13 protein-coding genes and 4 tRNA genes are annotated in these 14213 nt (G+C 70.4%); 10 read left to right on the top strand and 7 right to left on the bottom strand.

Translation table 11 applies throughout. The features are described 5' to 3' along the window. Positions 1-107: 107 nt before the first annotated feature. Positions 108-1190, top strand: a complete 1083-nt coding sequence (gene purM / locus ACV7NM_RS15720; protein WP_463410859.1) for a phosphoribosylformylglycinamidine cyclo-ligase — start codon at positions 108-110, stop codon at positions 1188-1190. 94 nt (positions 1191-1284) lie between these two features. Here the strand turns inward: purM and ACV7NM_RS15715 are convergent, their stop codons facing one another. Beyond that, positions 1285-1548 (bottom strand): DUF3073 domain-containing protein, encoded by a 264-nt coding sequence (locus tag ACV7NM_RS15715; protein ID WP_136210589.1) that lies wholly within the window; start codon positions 1546-1548, stop codon positions 1285-1287. A gap of 311 nt (positions 1549-1859) precedes the next feature. Then, on the bottom strand, positions 1860-2969 hold the full coding sequence (locus tag ACV7NM_RS15710) for a Leu/Phe/Val dehydrogenase (protein WP_463410858.1): 1110 nt from the start codon (positions 2967-2969) through the stop codon (positions 1860-1862). A gap of 195 nt (positions 2970-3164) precedes the next feature. On the opposite strand from ACV7NM_RS15710, the gene ACV7NM_RS15705 reads away from it, so the two are divergent. Continuing rightward, positions 3165-4019: a hypothetical protein gene (locus ACV7NM_RS15705; RefSeq protein ID WP_463410857.1), complete on the top strand. Its 855-nt coding sequence runs from the start codon at positions 3165-3167 to the stop codon at positions 4017-4019. Between the two features lie 679 nt (positions 4020-4698). Continuing rightward, a complete protein-coding gene (gene bldC, locus ACV7NM_RS15700) occupies positions 4699-4905 on the top strand; it encodes a developmental transcriptional regulator BldC (RefSeq protein ID WP_003949541.1) in 207 nt (68 codons plus the stop codon). Positions 4906-5566: 661 nt separating this feature from the next. On the opposite strand, the gene ACV7NM_RS15695 is transcribed toward bldC, so the two are convergent. Both ACV7NM_RS15695 and hrpA read right to left on the bottom strand, forming a co-directional pair. Further along, positions 5567-5640: transfer RNA gene (locus ACV7NM_RS15695), tRNA-Asp, on the bottom strand. A gap of 70 nt (positions 5641-5710) precedes the next feature. Next, a complete protein-coding gene (hrpA, locus tag ACV7NM_RS15690) occupies positions 5711-9643 on the bottom strand; it encodes an ATP-dependent RNA helicase HrpA (RefSeq protein WP_463410856.1) in 3933 nt (1310 codons plus the stop codon). Between the two features lie 118 nt (positions 9644-9761). Here hrpA and ACV7NM_RS15685 point away from each other — a divergent pair, with 118 nt between their 5' ends. The 3 genes from ACV7NM_RS15685 to ACV7NM_RS15675 are packed head-to-tail and all read left to right on the top strand — an operon-like array spanning position 9762 to position 11847. After that, positions 9762-10196, top strand: coding sequence for a hypothetical protein (locus ACV7NM_RS15685; RefSeq protein ID WP_463410855.1), 435 nt, complete (start codon positions 9762-9764; stop codon positions 10194-10196). Positions 10197-10255: 59 nt separating this feature from the next. Beyond that, positions 10256-10990 carry a DsbA family protein gene (locus tag ACV7NM_RS15680; protein ID WP_463410854.1) on the top strand — a complete coding sequence of 245 codons (735 nt, stop codon included), beginning with the start codon at positions 10256-10258 and terminating at the stop codon, positions 10988-10990. Next, entirely contained in the window at positions 10987-11847 is an 861-nt protein-coding gene (locus ACV7NM_RS15675; RefSeq protein WP_463410853.1) for a cytochrome c biogenesis CcdA family protein, read from the top strand. The genes ACV7NM_RS15680 and ACV7NM_RS15675 overlap by 4 nt, the downstream gene beginning before the upstream one ends. A 37-nt stretch (positions 11848-11884) precedes the next feature. Here ACV7NM_RS15675 and ACV7NM_RS15670 read toward each other — a convergent pair. The 3 genes from ACV7NM_RS15670 to ACV7NM_RS15660 form a co-directional block, all read right to left on the bottom strand. Continuing rightward, positions 11885-11961, bottom strand: a tRNA-Phe gene (locus tag ACV7NM_RS15670). Positions 11962-11983: 22 nt separating this feature from the next. Beyond that, a tRNA-Asp gene (locus tag ACV7NM_RS15665) sits at positions 11984-12057 on the bottom strand. A 38-nt stretch (positions 12058-12095) separates the two neighbouring features. Continuing rightward, positions 12096-12168: transfer RNA gene (locus ACV7NM_RS15660), tRNA-Glu, on the bottom strand. Positions 12169-12279: 111 nt separating this feature from the next. Between ACV7NM_RS15660 and ACV7NM_RS15655 the strand changes: the two genes are divergently transcribed. From ACV7NM_RS15655 to ACV7NM_RS15640, 4 genes are all read left to right on the top strand, one after another. Beyond that, a complete protein-coding gene (locus tag ACV7NM_RS15655; protein ID WP_206308618.1) occupies positions 12280-12630 on the top strand; it encodes a metallopeptidase family protein in 351 nt (116 codons plus the stop codon). Continuing rightward, the gene (locus tag ACV7NM_RS15650) at positions 12627-13100 is read left to right on the top strand and encodes a FluC/FEX family fluoride channel (protein ID WP_463410852.1); all 474 of its coding nucleotides are present in this window, start codon (positions 12627-12629) and stop codon (positions 13098-13100) included. The genes ACV7NM_RS15655 and ACV7NM_RS15650 overlap by 4 nt, the downstream gene beginning before the upstream one ends. Beyond that, on the top strand, positions 13097-13471 hold the full coding sequence (crcB, locus tag ACV7NM_RS15645; RefSeq protein WP_463410851.1) for a fluoride efflux transporter CrcB: 375 nt from the start codon (positions 13097-13099) through the stop codon (positions 13469-13471). The genes ACV7NM_RS15650 and crcB overlap by 4 nt, the downstream gene beginning before the upstream one ends. 90 nt (positions 13472-13561) lie before the next feature. Beyond that, positions 13562-14128, top strand: coding sequence for a hypothetical protein (locus ACV7NM_RS15640; protein ID WP_463410850.1), 567 nt, complete (start codon positions 13562-13564; stop codon positions 14126-14128). The last annotated feature ends 85 nt before the right edge of the window (positions 14129-14213 follow it).

Genomic DNA, 14213 nt, shown 5'->3' with positions numbered 1-14213 from the left:
CGGGTCCGCTCCGCCCACCCCGTTCAACCTGCGCCCGGCCCTGTCTTTCAGGCTTTTCCCAGGGCCGTGCACCACCCGCAGTAACGACACGAAAGCTCTCTCCTGTCATGACAGAGAAGACCACCGGTGCCAGCTACGCAGCAGCAGGTGTCGACATCGAAGCGGGAGACCGCGCCGTCGAGCTCATGAAGGAGTGGGTGAAGAAGACGCAGCGCCCCGAGGTCCTCGGCGGCCTCGGCGGTTTCGCCGGCCTCTTCGACGCCTCCGCCCTCAAGCGGTACGAGCGCCCCCTGCTCGCGTCCGCCACCGACGGCGTCGGTACCAAGGTTGACGTCGCCCGCCGGCTCGGCGTGTACGACACCATCGGCCACGACCTGGTCGCGATGGTCATGGACGACATCGTCGTCTGCGGCGCCGAGCCGCTCTTCATGACCGACTACATCTGTGTCGGCAAGGTGCACCCCGAGCGTGTCGCGGCCATCGTCAAGGGCATCGCCGAGGGCTGTGTCCTCGCCGGCTGCGCCCTGGTGGGCGGCGAGACCGCCGAGCACCCCGGCCTGTTGGGTCCGGACGACTTCGACGTGGCGGGCGCGGGCACCGGTGTGGTCGAGTACGACCGCCTGCTGGGCGCGGATCGCATCCGTACGGGTGACGCCGTCATCGCGATGGCATCGTCCGGCCTTCACTCGAACGGGTACTCGCTCGTCCGCCACGTGCTCCTCGACCAGGCGAAGATGGGCCTGGAGCAGCACGTCGACGAGCTCGGGCGGACCCTCGGCGAGGAACTGCTGGAGCCGACCAAGATCTACGCGCTGGACTGCATGGCCCTCACCCGTACGGCCGAGGTCCACGCGTACTCGCACATCACGGGCGGCGGCCTCGCCGCGAACCTGGCCCGGGTGATCCCGGACCACCTGCACGCCACGATCGACCGCTCGACGTGGGCCCCCGGCGCCATCTTCGACCTGGTCGGCAAGACCGGCCGGGTGGAGCAGCTGGAGCTGGAGAAGACCCTGAACATGGGCGTCGGCATGATGGCCGTCGTCCCGCAGGAGTCGGTGGACGTGGCCCTGACCGCGCTGGCCGACCGGGGCGTCGACGCCTGGGTCGCGGGCGCCATCGAGGATCGACGCGGCGTAGACCGCGACCACACCGAAGGCGCGACCCTCACCGGTTCCTACGCGAGCTGAGCAGCACTGAAACCCGGTCCGGGGCGATGCCCTGGACCGGGTTTCACTACTTCGAGTCGCTCAAGACTCTGAGCGGGTGCAGACGCGGTGTGCGTCAAGCGCCGCGACGGTGCGCCGACGGACCGGACTCTTCGTCCTCGTCCTCGTCGTCATCGCTGTTGTACAGCTCCGCGTACTTGGCGTACGGGTCGTCGTCGTCCAGATCGTCATCGACTTCGACCGGCGCGCTGATAGGCAGCGGCTCTGTCGGCGATGCGCCCAGCTCATTGGCCAGACGCGAGAGGTCAGTCCCGCCGCTGTTGTACTTCAGCTGGCGGGCGACCTTTGTCTGCTTGGCCTTGGCCCGGCCGCGCCCCATGGCTCGACCCCCTCGGTGACGGGGCTCGACGGCCCCAGAGTCTGACACGCGTTCATGGTTCGGAGCGGGCTCTCCGTGAAGAGACCGTCCGTAGGGGTTCAACGGTACCTGCTTCCGCGGCCATACGGTACGCCGCCCGCATGACGCGCCCCGGTGCAGGACCAACGAGACACCCCGTACTCGCTGGTCAGCTGCGATATTAACCCGTTCCGGGCCGGCGACCCGCCGAAGCACAGTGAGTTCCGTCTCCCTCGCGCCCGGGGGGACCCTTCCGGCGGTGCGGAAGGGTCCCCCCGGGGTCGCGGGACGGATCAGACGGCCCGCGCGGCGCGGGCGTCCGACATCCGCTGCTCGGCGATCCGGTCGGCGGCGGCAGCCGGCGGGATACCGTCCGCCTTCGCACGTGCGAATATGGCCAGCGTGGTGTCGAAGATCTTCGCCGCCTTGGCCTTGCAGCGGTCGAAGTCAAAACCGTGCAGCTCGTCCGCGACCTGGATGACCCCGCCCGCGTTCACCACGTAGTCGGGGGCGTAGAGGATTCCGCGGTCCGCGAGATCCTTCTCCACACCCGGGTGCGCCAGCTGGTTGTTCGCGGCGCCGCACACGACCTTGGCGGTCAGCACGGGCACCGACTCGTCGTTCAGGGCGCCGCCCAGCGCGCAGGGGGCGTAGATGTCCAGGCCCTCGACGCGGATCAGCGCGTCCGTGCCGGCGACGGCGGTGACCCGGCCCGCGTACTTCCCGGTGGCGTGCTTGTCGAGGATCGCCTGCACCGACTCCTGGCGGACATCGGTGATCACGACCTCGGCGCCGTCCTCCAGCAGGTGCTCGACCAGGTGCTTGCCGACCTTGCCCACGCCCGCGACGGCGACCTTGCGGCCGCGCAGCGTCGGGTCGCCCCACAGGTGCTGGGCGCTCGCGCGCATGCCCTGGAACACGCCGAAGGAGGTGAGCACCGAGGAGTCGCCGGCGCCGCCGTTCTCGGGGGAGCGGCCGGTCGCCCAGCGGGTCGCGCGGGCCACGACGTCCATGTCGGCGACGTACGTGCCGACGTCGCAGGCGGTCACGTAGCGACCGCCGAGGGAGTCCACGAACCGGCCGTAGGCCAGCAGCAGTTCCTCGCTCTTGAGGGTGTCCGGGTCGCCGATGATCACGGCCTTGCCGCCGCCGTGGTCGAGACCGGCGAGGGCGTTCTTGTACGACATGCCGCGCGAGAGGTTCAGCGCGTCACGGACGGCTTCCTCGTCCGAGGCGTACGCGTGGAAGCGCGTGCCGCCGAGGGCCGGGCCCAGGGCGGTGGAGTGGAGGGCGATGACGGCCTTGAGGCCCGTGGCTCGGTCCTGGCACAGCACGACTTGCTCGTGGCCGCCCTGCTCCGTACGGAACAGGGTGTGCAGGACGCCGTCGGTCATTTCGGTCACGGTGGTGACTCCCATGGAAGAGATGCGGCGGAAAGACGCCCGCCCTGCGGGTGGGGGAGGGCGCGCTGGGAGCAGCGTAAGACCTGGGAGGCGGATGGGAACTCCCTGTCCGTAGATCGGAACACCTCCGGGTTACCGGTGATGCGGGGACCCTCGTCCGGAGTACGGCCGGGCGGGGCGGGGGAGTACGAGAGCGTGAGCGAATACCCCGACCGCCGACTGCCTTCCGCGCGCACCGGGCCGACCGTCCCGTACGCCTCCTACCTGCGAGTCTACGAGCCCTTGGCCGCCTTCCCCGTGGCCGAGCGCGCGCACTGGGCGGGCTACGCCCGGCGCGGGGACGCCCCCACGGCCCAGGACGAACTGCACAGGTCGCTGGTGGACTTGGTCCGGGTGCCCGTGGTCGGGGTGCCGGCGCACGAGAGCGGGGACGCGTTCACGGCGGAGCTGGACGGAGCGCTGCTGGTGTGCCCGTGGCGGACCAGGCTGCGCGGCTGGCTGGCGCTCCAGGAACTGGAGGCCGATTTCCCGCGCCCGGTGCTGGACGCGGCCCTGCCTCCGTCGACCCGGCGCTCGGCGACCGAGGCGTACGAGGCCTGGCGCGAGCGGAACCCGGAGGGACGCCCCTGGATCCGGACGGCGGTCTGGCAGGTCCCGCTGCGCTGGTTCGTGCTGGTGGCGGACGAGGAGCGGGAGTACCTGCCGGGCGAGCGGCTGCGCTACCGGACGCCGATGGTGCAGGCGCGGCGGCGCTTGGCGCGCGGGCTGCGGACGTTGCGGGCCGCCGAGGGGTACGCGTCGCTCGCGGAGGGGTTGGTGGGGGTCGGCAGCTGGCTGGAGGAGTTCCACCCGCGCTCGATGGTGGAACTGGACTACGGCGGCCTGCCGCACGCGTTGTCGGAGGCCGGCCTGGCCGGTGACCGCTCGGCCCGCGACATGGCGGCGGGCCTCGCGGCGCTGCGGGCGGGGGACACGGAGGGCGCTGCCGAGGCGTTCGCGGATCTGGCGGAACGCTGGAGGGCGGTCCGCGAGCGGCTCTTCGCCAACTAGGACGCCCACCGGTCGGTCGCCGCCGCTGCGCGGGACCCGGGCCGGACCGTCGCTCGTGCCCGGTCCTCGGGGGCCGGTGAGGTTTCCCCGCAGGCCGCCGGGCCCGTTCCGGGGGCGGCATCTGCCGAACCGGCCCGGATTGTCCCTAGCGCAGGCCGCCGGGTCACCCGTATCGTCCGATCGGCCGTAAAACGCAGATCAGAGGCTTGATCGCGGCATTTGGGTCTTTGTTCCAGGACCTACGTCCCGATCCGGGCCATTGACTCAAGCGTGACGGACCGCACTAACCACACCCTTGCGCCCTTCCCCTACCCTCGTGCCAAAATAGGACAAGGAGTCCGGGGAGGGTTCCTTCCACCCAACTTTGGGCGGAATGCTCGGTATTGCACTCTACGGGGGGTCTGACGACTCCTGATCGCTCTGTGACTGATCGTCACAGTGGGGTGACTGTCCGTTATGGGACGGTCCATCGGCTTCCGCCGCTGATGAACACCTCGGAGGGCAATTCCATCGGTTTGGCCGTCAAGGCTGGACAGATGGTGTAGTTGTAGTGCCGAGGACAAGCCGTTCGTCCTATAACCGACTCGGCCTGCGTATGTCCATTTCGGGCAACGTGGGCCAAGGTGCAGAATTTAGAGGAAAGAACCGAGATGGTTCGGTTCTCCCGAGGAGGCCGCTCATGACCGCTCGCACCCCTGATGCCGAGCCGCTGCTGACCCCGGCTGAGGTTGCCACGATGTTCCGCGTGGACCCGAAGACGGTCACCCGCTGGGCCAAGGCTGGCAAGCTCACGTCCATCCGCACCCTGGGTGGACACCGCCGTTATCGCGAGGCTGAGGTCCGCGCACTGCTCGCGGGAATTCCGCAGCAGCGCAGCGAGGCCTGAGGCTCGCGGCACCACCCCATTTTTTTTGGGGACACCCCCGGCTGAGGGCCGGGGGAGGGCATGAACCGGATCCCCCAATCCGAGGAAACCCACAAGGCTTCAAACGGCGGGACCTGCCCCAACAGGTTCTCGTTGTTCGATCGCGCTGGACTCCGCCGGGTCCAGCGCGATCTTTTTTATGCCCGGAAGGGGCTCGAATCGCCGGCGCCCGGGGGTCAGGCCGGGCAGGTGCCATTGCACATATTAAATTGAGTCGGCATATGGGTGCGATAAATGTGTGACTCACGAAAACTCGCATGGTGACACCCGTCACATCTGATGACTCTTGTACATCCGGCAATGCGCCCGCAAGGGGACGTGTCGCATCCGCGGTTTCACGCGAAGGAGGGGTTTGGGAGTGCGGCCCAGGCCCGCCCGCCCCCCCAACGCCGCAGCCGCCTCATGGGGACCCGTACGGCCCCCGTGGGCGCCCGAGTCCCTCGCCCCAACCCCAGGAGCGCCCGCACGGCCCCGAGGGCGACTCGGAGTCGGTACCGGCACCCCCGGCGCGGCCCCCGGGTGCGCCGGGGCGCTCGGCATGCTGAAACGCCGAGACGCTGAACGCATCCGACAACGCGTCAGGGCCCGCATCCCCTGGGGGATACGGGCCCTGACGTTTTTGCGAACCTGACGGGACTTGAACCCGCGACCTCCACCTTGACAGGGTGGCGAGCTAACCAACTGCTCCACAGGTCCTCGATGCGACCACCCGTCGGGCGGCTGCGAAACAGACTGTACAGCAGCTCAGGGGGTGCAGTCGAACCGATCACGGGGCCGCGGCGTCCACCGCCTTCACGATCCGCTTGTCGGAGATCGGGTACGCCGTGCCGAGCGCGTGCGCGAAGTAACTGACGCGCAGTTCCTCGATCATCCAGCGGATCTCGCCGACCGCCTCCGGCACCGGACGGCCCTTGGGCAACTGCTCCAGCAGCCACAGGTACTCGTCCCGCATCTCGTGGACCTTCTCCATGCGGGTCGTGTCCCGCTGGACGCCCGTGGGCATCTGCTGGAGCCGCCGGTCGATCGCCACCAGGTACCGCATCAGGTCCGGCAGCCGCCGCAGCCCCGTCAGCGTCACGAAGCCGGCCGGCATCAACTCCGCCAGTTGCGCCTTCACGTCCTGGACGTTCGCCATCAGGGCCAGGCTGTTCGTCGACTTCACGCGCCGCTCACAGGCCTGCCAGGCGGCCAGGATCTGCTGCACCTGCCCGACGGTCCGTACGGTCGTGTCCACCAGATCGGCCCGCACCGCGTCGAACAGCTTGCGGAAGCCGGCCTCGTCCCATGCCGGGCCCCCGTGGTCGGCGATCAACTTGTCCGTCGCGGCCGTCGCACAGTCGTCGAACAGTGCCTGGATCGAACCGTGCGGGTTGCGCGAGAGGGCCAGCTTCTGCTGGTTGGTCAGCTTGTCCGAGGCGAACTTCGCCGGATTGACGGGGATGCCCAGGAGGATCAGCTTCCGCGTGCCGAGCCACATCGCCCGCTGCTGCTCGGCCTCGGTGTCGAAGAGTCGTACGGACACGCTCTCACCGGCGTCCACCAGCGCCGGGTACGCCTTCACCGGCTGCCCGGCGCGCCGGGTCTCGAAGACCTTGCTGAGCGTGCCGATCGTCCAGTCCGTCAGACCGGTCCGCTCCACCGACTCCCCGCCCGCCCGCTCGGCGGTGGCCGCGGCGGCCTGGGACAGGGCCTGGCGGGCCTTCGGCCGCAGCTGGAGGCGCAGCGCCTCCAAGTCCTTGGCCTCGGCCAGCTTCTTGCGCCGCTCGTCGACGATCCGGAAGGTGATCTTCAGGTGGTCGGGGACTCGACCCAGGTCGAAGTCCTCGGCCGAGACCGGCACCCCGACCATCCGGTGCAGCTCGCGCCCCAAGGTCACGTGCAACGGCTCCTGGAGGGGCCGCGCCGTCGCCAGGAAACGGGCCGCGAAGTTCGGCGCGGGCACGTAGTGGCGGCGGATCGGCTTGGGCAGCGAGCGGATCAGCTCGGTGACGACCTCTTCCCGCAGGCCCGGGATCTGCCAGTCGAAGCCCTCGTCGGTGACCTGGTTCAGCACCTGGAGCGGGATGTGCACGGTCACGCCGTCCGCGTCCGCGCCCGGTTCGAACTGGTAGGTCACCCGGAACTTCAGCGGCCCCTGCCGCCAGGTGTCCGGGTAGTCGGCCTTGGTGACCCCGGCTGCCTTCTCGGTCAGCAGCATCTCGCGCTCGAAGTCGAGGAGTTCGGGCTCCTCGCGCTTCTTGTGCTTCCACCAGGAGTCGAAGTGCGCCCCGGAGACCACGTGGTCGGGGATGCGCTGGTCGTAGAAGTCGAACAGGGTCTCGTCGTCCACGACGATGTCCCGGCGCCGGGCCCTGTTCTCCAGCTCCTCCACCTCGGTGAGGAGCTTGCGGTTGTCTGCGTAGAACTTGTGGTGGGTCCGCCAGTCACCCTCGACCAGCGCGTTGCGGATGAACAGCTCCCGCGAGACCTCGGGATCGATCCGGCCGTAGTTGATCTTGCGTTGGGCCACGATCGGCACGCCGTACAGCGTGACCTTCTCGTACGCCATCACGGCGGCCTGGTCCTTCTCCCAGTGCGGCTCGCTGTAGGTGCGCTTGATCAGGTGCTGTGCGAGCGGCTCCACCCACTCCGGCTCCACCTTGGCGTTCACCCGCGCCCACAGCCGCGAGGTCTCCACCAGCTCCGCGGACATCAGGAACTTCGGCTGCTTCTTGAACAGCGCCGAACCCGGGAAGACGGCGAACTTGGCACCCCGGGCGCCGAGGTACTCGTTCTTGTCGGTGTCCTTGAGCCCGATGTGCGAGAGCAGCCCCGCCAGCAGCGAGACGTGGACGTTCTGTTCGGGGGCGTCGGCGTCGTTGACGTGGATGCCCATCGTCTTGGCGACCGTACGCAGCTGCGAGTAGATGTCCTGCCACTCGCGGATGCGCAGGAAGTTCAGGTACTCCTGCTTGCACATCCGGCGGAAGGACGACGAGCCGCGCTCCTTCTGCTGCTCGCGGATGTAGCGCCACATGTTCAGGAACGACAGGAAGTCGCTCGTCTCGTCCTTGAAGCGGGCGTGGTTCTGGTCGGCCTGCGTCTGCTTGTCCGAGGGCCGCTCGCGCGGGTCCTGGATGGACAGGGCCGCCGCGATCACCATGACCTCGCGGACGCAGTTGTTCTTGTCCGCCTCGACGACCATGCGCGCCAGGCGGGGGTCGACCGGGAGCTGGGAGAGCTGGCGGCCCATCGGCGTGAGCCTGTTGCGGGCGTCCTTCTCGGACGGGTCCAGCGCGCCGAGCTCCTGTAGGAGCTGTACGCCGTCACGGATGTTGCGGTGGTCCGGCGGGTCGATGAAGGGGAACTTCTCGATCTCGCCGAGGCCGGCCGCGGTCATCTGCAGGATGACGGAGGCCAGGTTGGTGCGCAGGATCTCGGCGTCGGTGAACTCCGGGCGGGCCTCGAAGTCGTCCTCGGAGTAGAGCCGGATGCAGATGCCGTCGCTGGTACGGCCGCAGCGGCCCTTTCGCTGGTTGGCGCTGGCCTGCGAGATCCGCTCGATGGGCAGCCGCTGCACTTTGGTGCGGTGGCTGTAGCGGGAGATCCGGGCGGTGCCCGGGTCGATCACGTACTTGATGCCCGGGACGGTCAGCGAGGTCTCGGCGACGTTGGTGGCGAGGACGATCCGGCGACCGGTGTGCTGCTGGAACACCCGGTGCTGTTCGGCGTGCGAAAGCCGGGCGTACAGGGGCAGGACCTCGGTGAACCTTAGATTCCGCTTGTTCAGCGCGTCGGCTGTGTCGCGGATCTCCCGCTCGCCGGAGAGGAACACCAGGATGTCGCCGGGGCCCTCCGCCTGGAGTTCGTCGACGGCCTCGCAGATCGCGGTGATCTGGTCGCGGTCGCTGTCTGCCGCGTCCTCATCGGCCTCCTCCAGCAGGGGCCGGTAGCGCACCTCCACCGGATACGTCCGACCGCTGACCTCCACGACCGGAGCGTCCCCGAAGTGCCGGGAGAATCGCTGCGGGTCGATGGTCGCCGAAGTGATCACGACCTTGAGGTCGGGGCGCTTCGGCAGCAGCTGGGAGAGGTAACCGAGCAGGAAGTCGATGTTCAGGGACCGCTCGTGCGCCTCGTCGATGATGATCGTGTCGTACGCGCGCAGCTCGCGGTCCGTCTGGATCTCGGCGAGCAGGATGCCGTCCGTCATCAGCTTCACGAAGGTGGCGTCCTGGTCCACCTGGTCGGTGAAGCGGACCTTCCAACCGACCGTCTGCCCGATCTCGGACCTCAGCTCCTCGGCGATGCGCTCCGCGACCGTGCGGGCGGCGATCCGGCGGGGCTGGGTGTGGCCGATCATGCCCCGCACACCGCGGCCGAGTTCCATACAGATCTTGGGGATCTGTGTGGTCTTGCCGGAGCCGGTCTCGCCCGCGACGATCACGACCTGGTGGTCGCGTATCGCCTCGGCGATCTCGTCCTTCTTCTGGCTGACTGGCAGATTCTCGGGATACGTGACCGTAGGTCTGCGCGAGGCACGGCCGGCCAGACGCGCGGCGGCCTTCTCGGCCTCCGCGGCGATCTCGTCGAGCACGGCCTGCTTGGCCTCGGGCTTGCGGATACGGCGGGCGCCTTCGAGGCGGCGGCCGAGGCGGTGCGCGTCACGGAGGGAGATCTCACCGAGAAGCGTCTGCAGGGCGGCGAAGGAAGTAGACATACCTGGTCGAGGATCTCACCCGGGAGCGTCGGGTGGCGAACGCATTTGCCGCACCTACCCGTACCATTTCGGGACGAGATCACCTTAAACCGCCCGTCCCGTGAGTGAGAGGCCCGCCATGTCCCGCGCCCGTGGAGTGTGGTGGCTGCTGCTCGGCGCCGTCCTCGCGGTGCTGTCGGCGGGCACGGCCCAGGCGGCGCCCGCGGCAGCCGGGGCGCTTGGGGCTCCCGCGACCGCGGTGGCTTTCGTGGCTTCGCCGCCGACTCCCCCGCGCTCCGGGGCCTTCGTGGCCACCGAAGTCCGGGGCACGGGTTTCGAGGCCACCGCGGTGGCGTACGAGGGTCGGGGCCCGGCCTGCTCGCCCGGCTCGGGAAACCACGGTCAGGCCCCGGCGGTACCGCCGCGCGACGGTCGCGACCACGCCTGCGTCCCGGCGGTGCGGCTCCCCGCCGAGCCGGACCCGGGCGGCCGGACGGCACGGGCGGGTGTGCGCGTACGAGGGCCGGACCGCCCGGCCCCGGGGCCGCTGGAGCTGTCCGTGATGCGGGTGTAGCGGACCGGCCTTCCCACCGGTCCCCTCACCCTCCCGCATCACCGCTCTGGAGCACCCGTATGCCTTCCGCCCCCTCCCGCAAGCCCCTGCTGTACTCCGCCGGGGCCGCCCTCGCCGCGATCACCCTCGGGGTGGTGTCCTGGCAGGCCGCCGGGTCCCGGGACCAGCCCGTCGCCCCCTCTTCCTCCTCCTCTTCGGCGGCCTCCGCACGCGAGGCCGCCGAGGCCCCGGACCCGCTCGCGGCCCTCGCCCGCCGTGACCCCGACGACAAGACGGCCGTCGGACGCGCCGACGCGCCCGTGGTGCTGATCGAGTACTCCGACTTCAAGTGCGGCTACTGCGGCAAGTTCGCCCGCGACACCGAACCCGCGCTGATCCGCGAGCACGTGGCGGACGGCACCCTGCGCATCGAGTGGCGGGGCTTCCCGATCTTCGGGGCCGAGTCCGAGGCCGCCGCGAAGGCGGCCTGGGCCGCCGGTCGGCAGGACCGGTTCGCGCAGTTCCACGCGGCCGCCTACGCCGACGGGGCCAAGGAGAAGGGCTTCGGCGAGGAACGCCTCACCGAGCTGGCGCGGCAGGCCGGGGTGCCCGATCTCGACCGCTTCCGGCAGGACATGGCCGGCCCGGAGGCCTCGGCCGCCCTCCGCGAAGATCAGGAGGAGGGTTACCGCATCGGGGTGACCTCCACCCCGTCCTTCCTGATCAACGGAGAGCCGCTGGCCGGCGCGCAGCCGCTCGACGCCTTCGAAGCCGCGATCGCCCGGGCCAAGGCGTCCGCGAAGGCCTCGAAGTGAACGGCATCGGATACCTCGCCGCCCTGCTGGGCGGCCTGCTGGCGCTGCTCAGCCCGTGCAGCGCGCTGCTGCTGCCCGCCTTCTTCGCGTACTCGATCGATTCCGCCTCCCGGCTGCTCGCCCGGACCGGGATCTTCTACGCGGGCCTCGCGAGCACCCTCGTACCGCTGGGCGCGGCCGGTTCGTACGCGGGCCGGTTCTTCCACGGCCACCGGGACGCGCTCGTCCTGGCGGGCGGCTGGCTGATCATCGCGCTCGGCCTCGCCCAGATCCTCGGCCTGGGCTTCGCCTCCAAGCGGGCCGCGGAACTCTCGGGACGCATCCGTCCGACCACCGCCCTGTCGGTGTACGCGCTCGGCGCGCTCTACGGGCTGGCCGGATTCTGCGCCGGGCCGATCCTGGGCAGCGTGCTGACGGTGGCGGCGGTCAGCGGCAGCCCCGTCTACGGCGGGCTGCTGCTGGCGGTGTACGCGCTGGGGATGGCCGTACCGCTGTTCCTGCTGGCGCTGCTGTGGGAGCGGTTCGACCTGGGCGGGCGGCGCTGGCTGCGCGGCCGGACCGTCCGGGTCGGCCGGTACGGGCTCCACACCACCTCGCTGCTCTCCGGCCTGTTCTTCGTCACCCTGGGCGCGCTGTTCCTGCTCTACGACGGGGCGAGCGCCCTGCCCGGGCTGCTGGACGTGGACGACTCGTTCGCCGTCGAGTGGTGGGTCCAGTCGGTGGCGGAGGCCGTACCGGACTGGGCGGTGCTGGCGCTGGTCGCCGTGGGAGCACCCGCCGTGGGCGTGGCGCGGTGGCGCCGCAAGGCCCGGGAAGCGGCATCCCGGGAGACGGTCGCCCCGGAGACGGCCGGGTAACGCGAGAAGGCCCCGTCCGATGGACGGGGCCTTCCTCTGGTGGCTGGGGCCGGGGTCGAACCGGCGACCTATCGCTTTTCAGGCGATCGCTCGTACCAACTGAGCTACCCAGCCACGAGACTGTTTCCAGCCTCAGCGATCCTGACGGGACTTGAACCCGCGACCTCCACCTTGACAGGGTGGCGAGCTAACCAACTGCTCCACAGGACCTGGTTTGTGCAAGAACAAGTCTTGCACATGGTGTTGCGTACCCCCAACGGGATTCGAACCCGTGCTACCGCCTTGAAAGGGCGGCGTCCTGGGCCACTAGACGATGAGGGCTAAAGGCCCGCCGGGCACTTTTCAGCGCGTCGGGGACGTGAGAAGCATATGGGATGTCGGGACCTATCGCCAAAACGGTTTCCGCGAGTGTCCCGGAGGGACAATGACCGGGTGCTGGAGATGACGCGCGAGGAGTTCGAGGAACTCGTCGCAGAGGCCCTGGACCGGATCCCGCCGGAGCTCACCCGACTGATGGACAACGTGGCGGTCTTCGTCGAGGACGAGCCGCCCGCGGAGGACCCGGAGCTGCTCGGTCTCTACGAGGGCACGCCCCTGACCGACCGCGGCGAGTGGTACGCGGGGGTCCTCCCCGACCGCATCACCATCTACCGCAACCCCACCTTGCGCATGTGCGAGGACCGGGAGAGCGTGGTCGCGGAGACGGAGGTCACCGTCGTGCACGAGATCGCCCACCACTTCGGGATCGACGACGAGCGACTCCACGACCTGGGCTACGGATGACCCGGCCGGTCCGCGGCGCGGAGGCCATCGACCCGGACGTAGACCTCCATGTGCCGCAGCAACGCACCGAACCGCAGGGGCGGGTGCTCGCCGCCGTCGCGGCGGGCGGGGCCGTGGGCGCGTCGGCGCGGTACGGGCTCGCCCTGCTCTGGCCGGCCGGGCCCGGCGCCTTCCCGTGGGCGACCTTCTGGGCCAACGTGGTGGGCTGCGCGCTGATCGGCGTGCTCATGGTGCTCATCAGCGAGGGCGGTCGGACGGCGCCGCACCCGCTGGTCCGGCCGTTCGTGGGGGTGGGCGTGCTGGGCGGTTTCACCACCTTCTCCACCTACGCGGTCGACTTCTCGCGGCTGCTGGACGAGGGGGAGGCCGCCACCGCGCTCGGGTACGCCGCGCTGACGGTGGTCGCCGCGCTGGGGGCGGTCTGGGCGGCGGCGACGGCGACCCGCTCCGCTGTGCGGGGGCTCGGGTGAACTGGCTGCTCGTGATCGCGGGCGCGGTGGTCGGGGCGCCGCTGCGCTACCTCACTGACCGGGCGGTACAGGCCCGGCACGACTCGGTCTTCCCCTGGGGAACCTTCGTGGTGAACGCCGTCGCCTGCCTGGTGTTGGGCCTGCTGACGGGGGCGCTGCTCGCCGGGGCGGCCCCCTCGCGGCTCGGCCCGCTGCTCGGGACGGGGCTGTGCGGGGCGCTCAGCACGTACTCGACGTTCTCGTACGAGACGCTGCGGCTGGCCGAGCGAGGCTGGGGATTCCTGGCCGTCGCCAACGTGCTGGCTTCGGTGCTGGTCGGGCTGGGCTCCGTACACCTCGGGTCCCAGGTGGCGCGAGCGCTGTTCGCCTGAGGGCGTGTCTCTTACGGGGTAAAGGGAGTTGGGCACATTGACCCGCCCGGTGCGGGCCGCGCTCCCCGTCCCCTTCCGGAGGTGCCACCCGTGCGCCAGTTGTCCGCTTCCCTCCGACTGGCCGCTGCCGCGCTCGCGGTCGCGGCGTCGGCCGGCTGCATGAGCGTCGGCGAGGACGCCGCCAAGCCCGGTCCCTCCTCCTCAGTGGGCGGCAAGGACGCCGCCGCCGTCGGGGGCGGCACCTCCGGCCGGGGATCGGGGGTACACGGTGACGGCCACGGCACCAAGGACGCGTCCGGCAACCCGTCCGGCAAGCCCGGGGAGGCCGGCAAGGCCGGTGGCGGGGCGGGCGCCTCGCCCAGCCCGGGCGCTCCGGCCGCCCGGCCCGGGATCCCCTCGCCGTCGGCCGGGCCCGGTGGCGGGGCGGGCGGTCAGGGGTCCCAGGTGCCCTCGGGCGGCGGATCCGGGGCAGGTGGTGGCTCCGGTTCCGGAGGGTCCGGCTCGGGCTCCGGGTCCGGCTCGGGGTCGGGATCGGGCTCGGGCGGCCCCGTCGTACCGCCCACCACGCAGCCGCCCACCCAGCCGCCTGTGACGGAACCCACGCCGACGCCCACCACTCCGCCGCAGCCCGAACCGAGCACCCCCGCGGGGGCGTAGGACCGTTCGGCGGCTCTCGCCGCACCACCGCACGCACTCCACCCCCGGGCATAGCCGCAGGTCAGAACCTTTCTTTGGGCTGAAC

This window comes from Streptomyces sp. Tek67B01 (assembly GCF_055231995.1).
The sequence above is the reverse complement of the archived record's forward strand: the minus strand, read 5'-3'. Positions and strand labels throughout refer to the sequence as shown.

Bases quoted from the DNA above. Each gene is read 5' to 3' on its own strand.
- ACV7NM_RS15650 (WP_463410852.1), top strand. From the start codon at position 12,627: ATGACCCGGCCGGTCCGCGGCGCGGAGGCCATCGACCCGGACGTAGAC.
- ACV7NM_RS15680 (WP_463410854.1), top strand. From the start codon at position 10,256: ATGCCTTCCGCCCCCTCCCGCAAGCCCCTGCTGTACTCCGCCGGGGCC.
- hrpA (WP_463410856.1), bottom strand. From the start codon at position 9,643: ATGTCTACTTCCTTCGCCGCCCTGCAGACGCTTCTCGGTGAGATCTCC.
- purM (WP_463410859.1), top strand. From the start codon at position 108: ATGACAGAGAAGACCACCGGTGCCAGCTACGCAGCAGCAGGTGTCGAC.
- bldC (WP_003949541.1), top strand. From the start codon at position 4,699: ATGACCGCTCGCACCCCTGATGCCGAGCCGCTGCTGACCCCGGCTGAG.
- ACV7NM_RS15715 (WP_136210589.1), bottom strand. From the start codon at position 1,548: ATGGGGCGCGGCCGGGCCAAGGCCAAGCAGACAAAGGTCGCCCGCCAG.
- ACV7NM_RS15685 (WP_463410855.1), top strand. From the start codon at position 9,762: ATGTCCCGCGCCCGTGGAGTGTGGTGGCTGCTGCTCGGCGCCGTCCTC.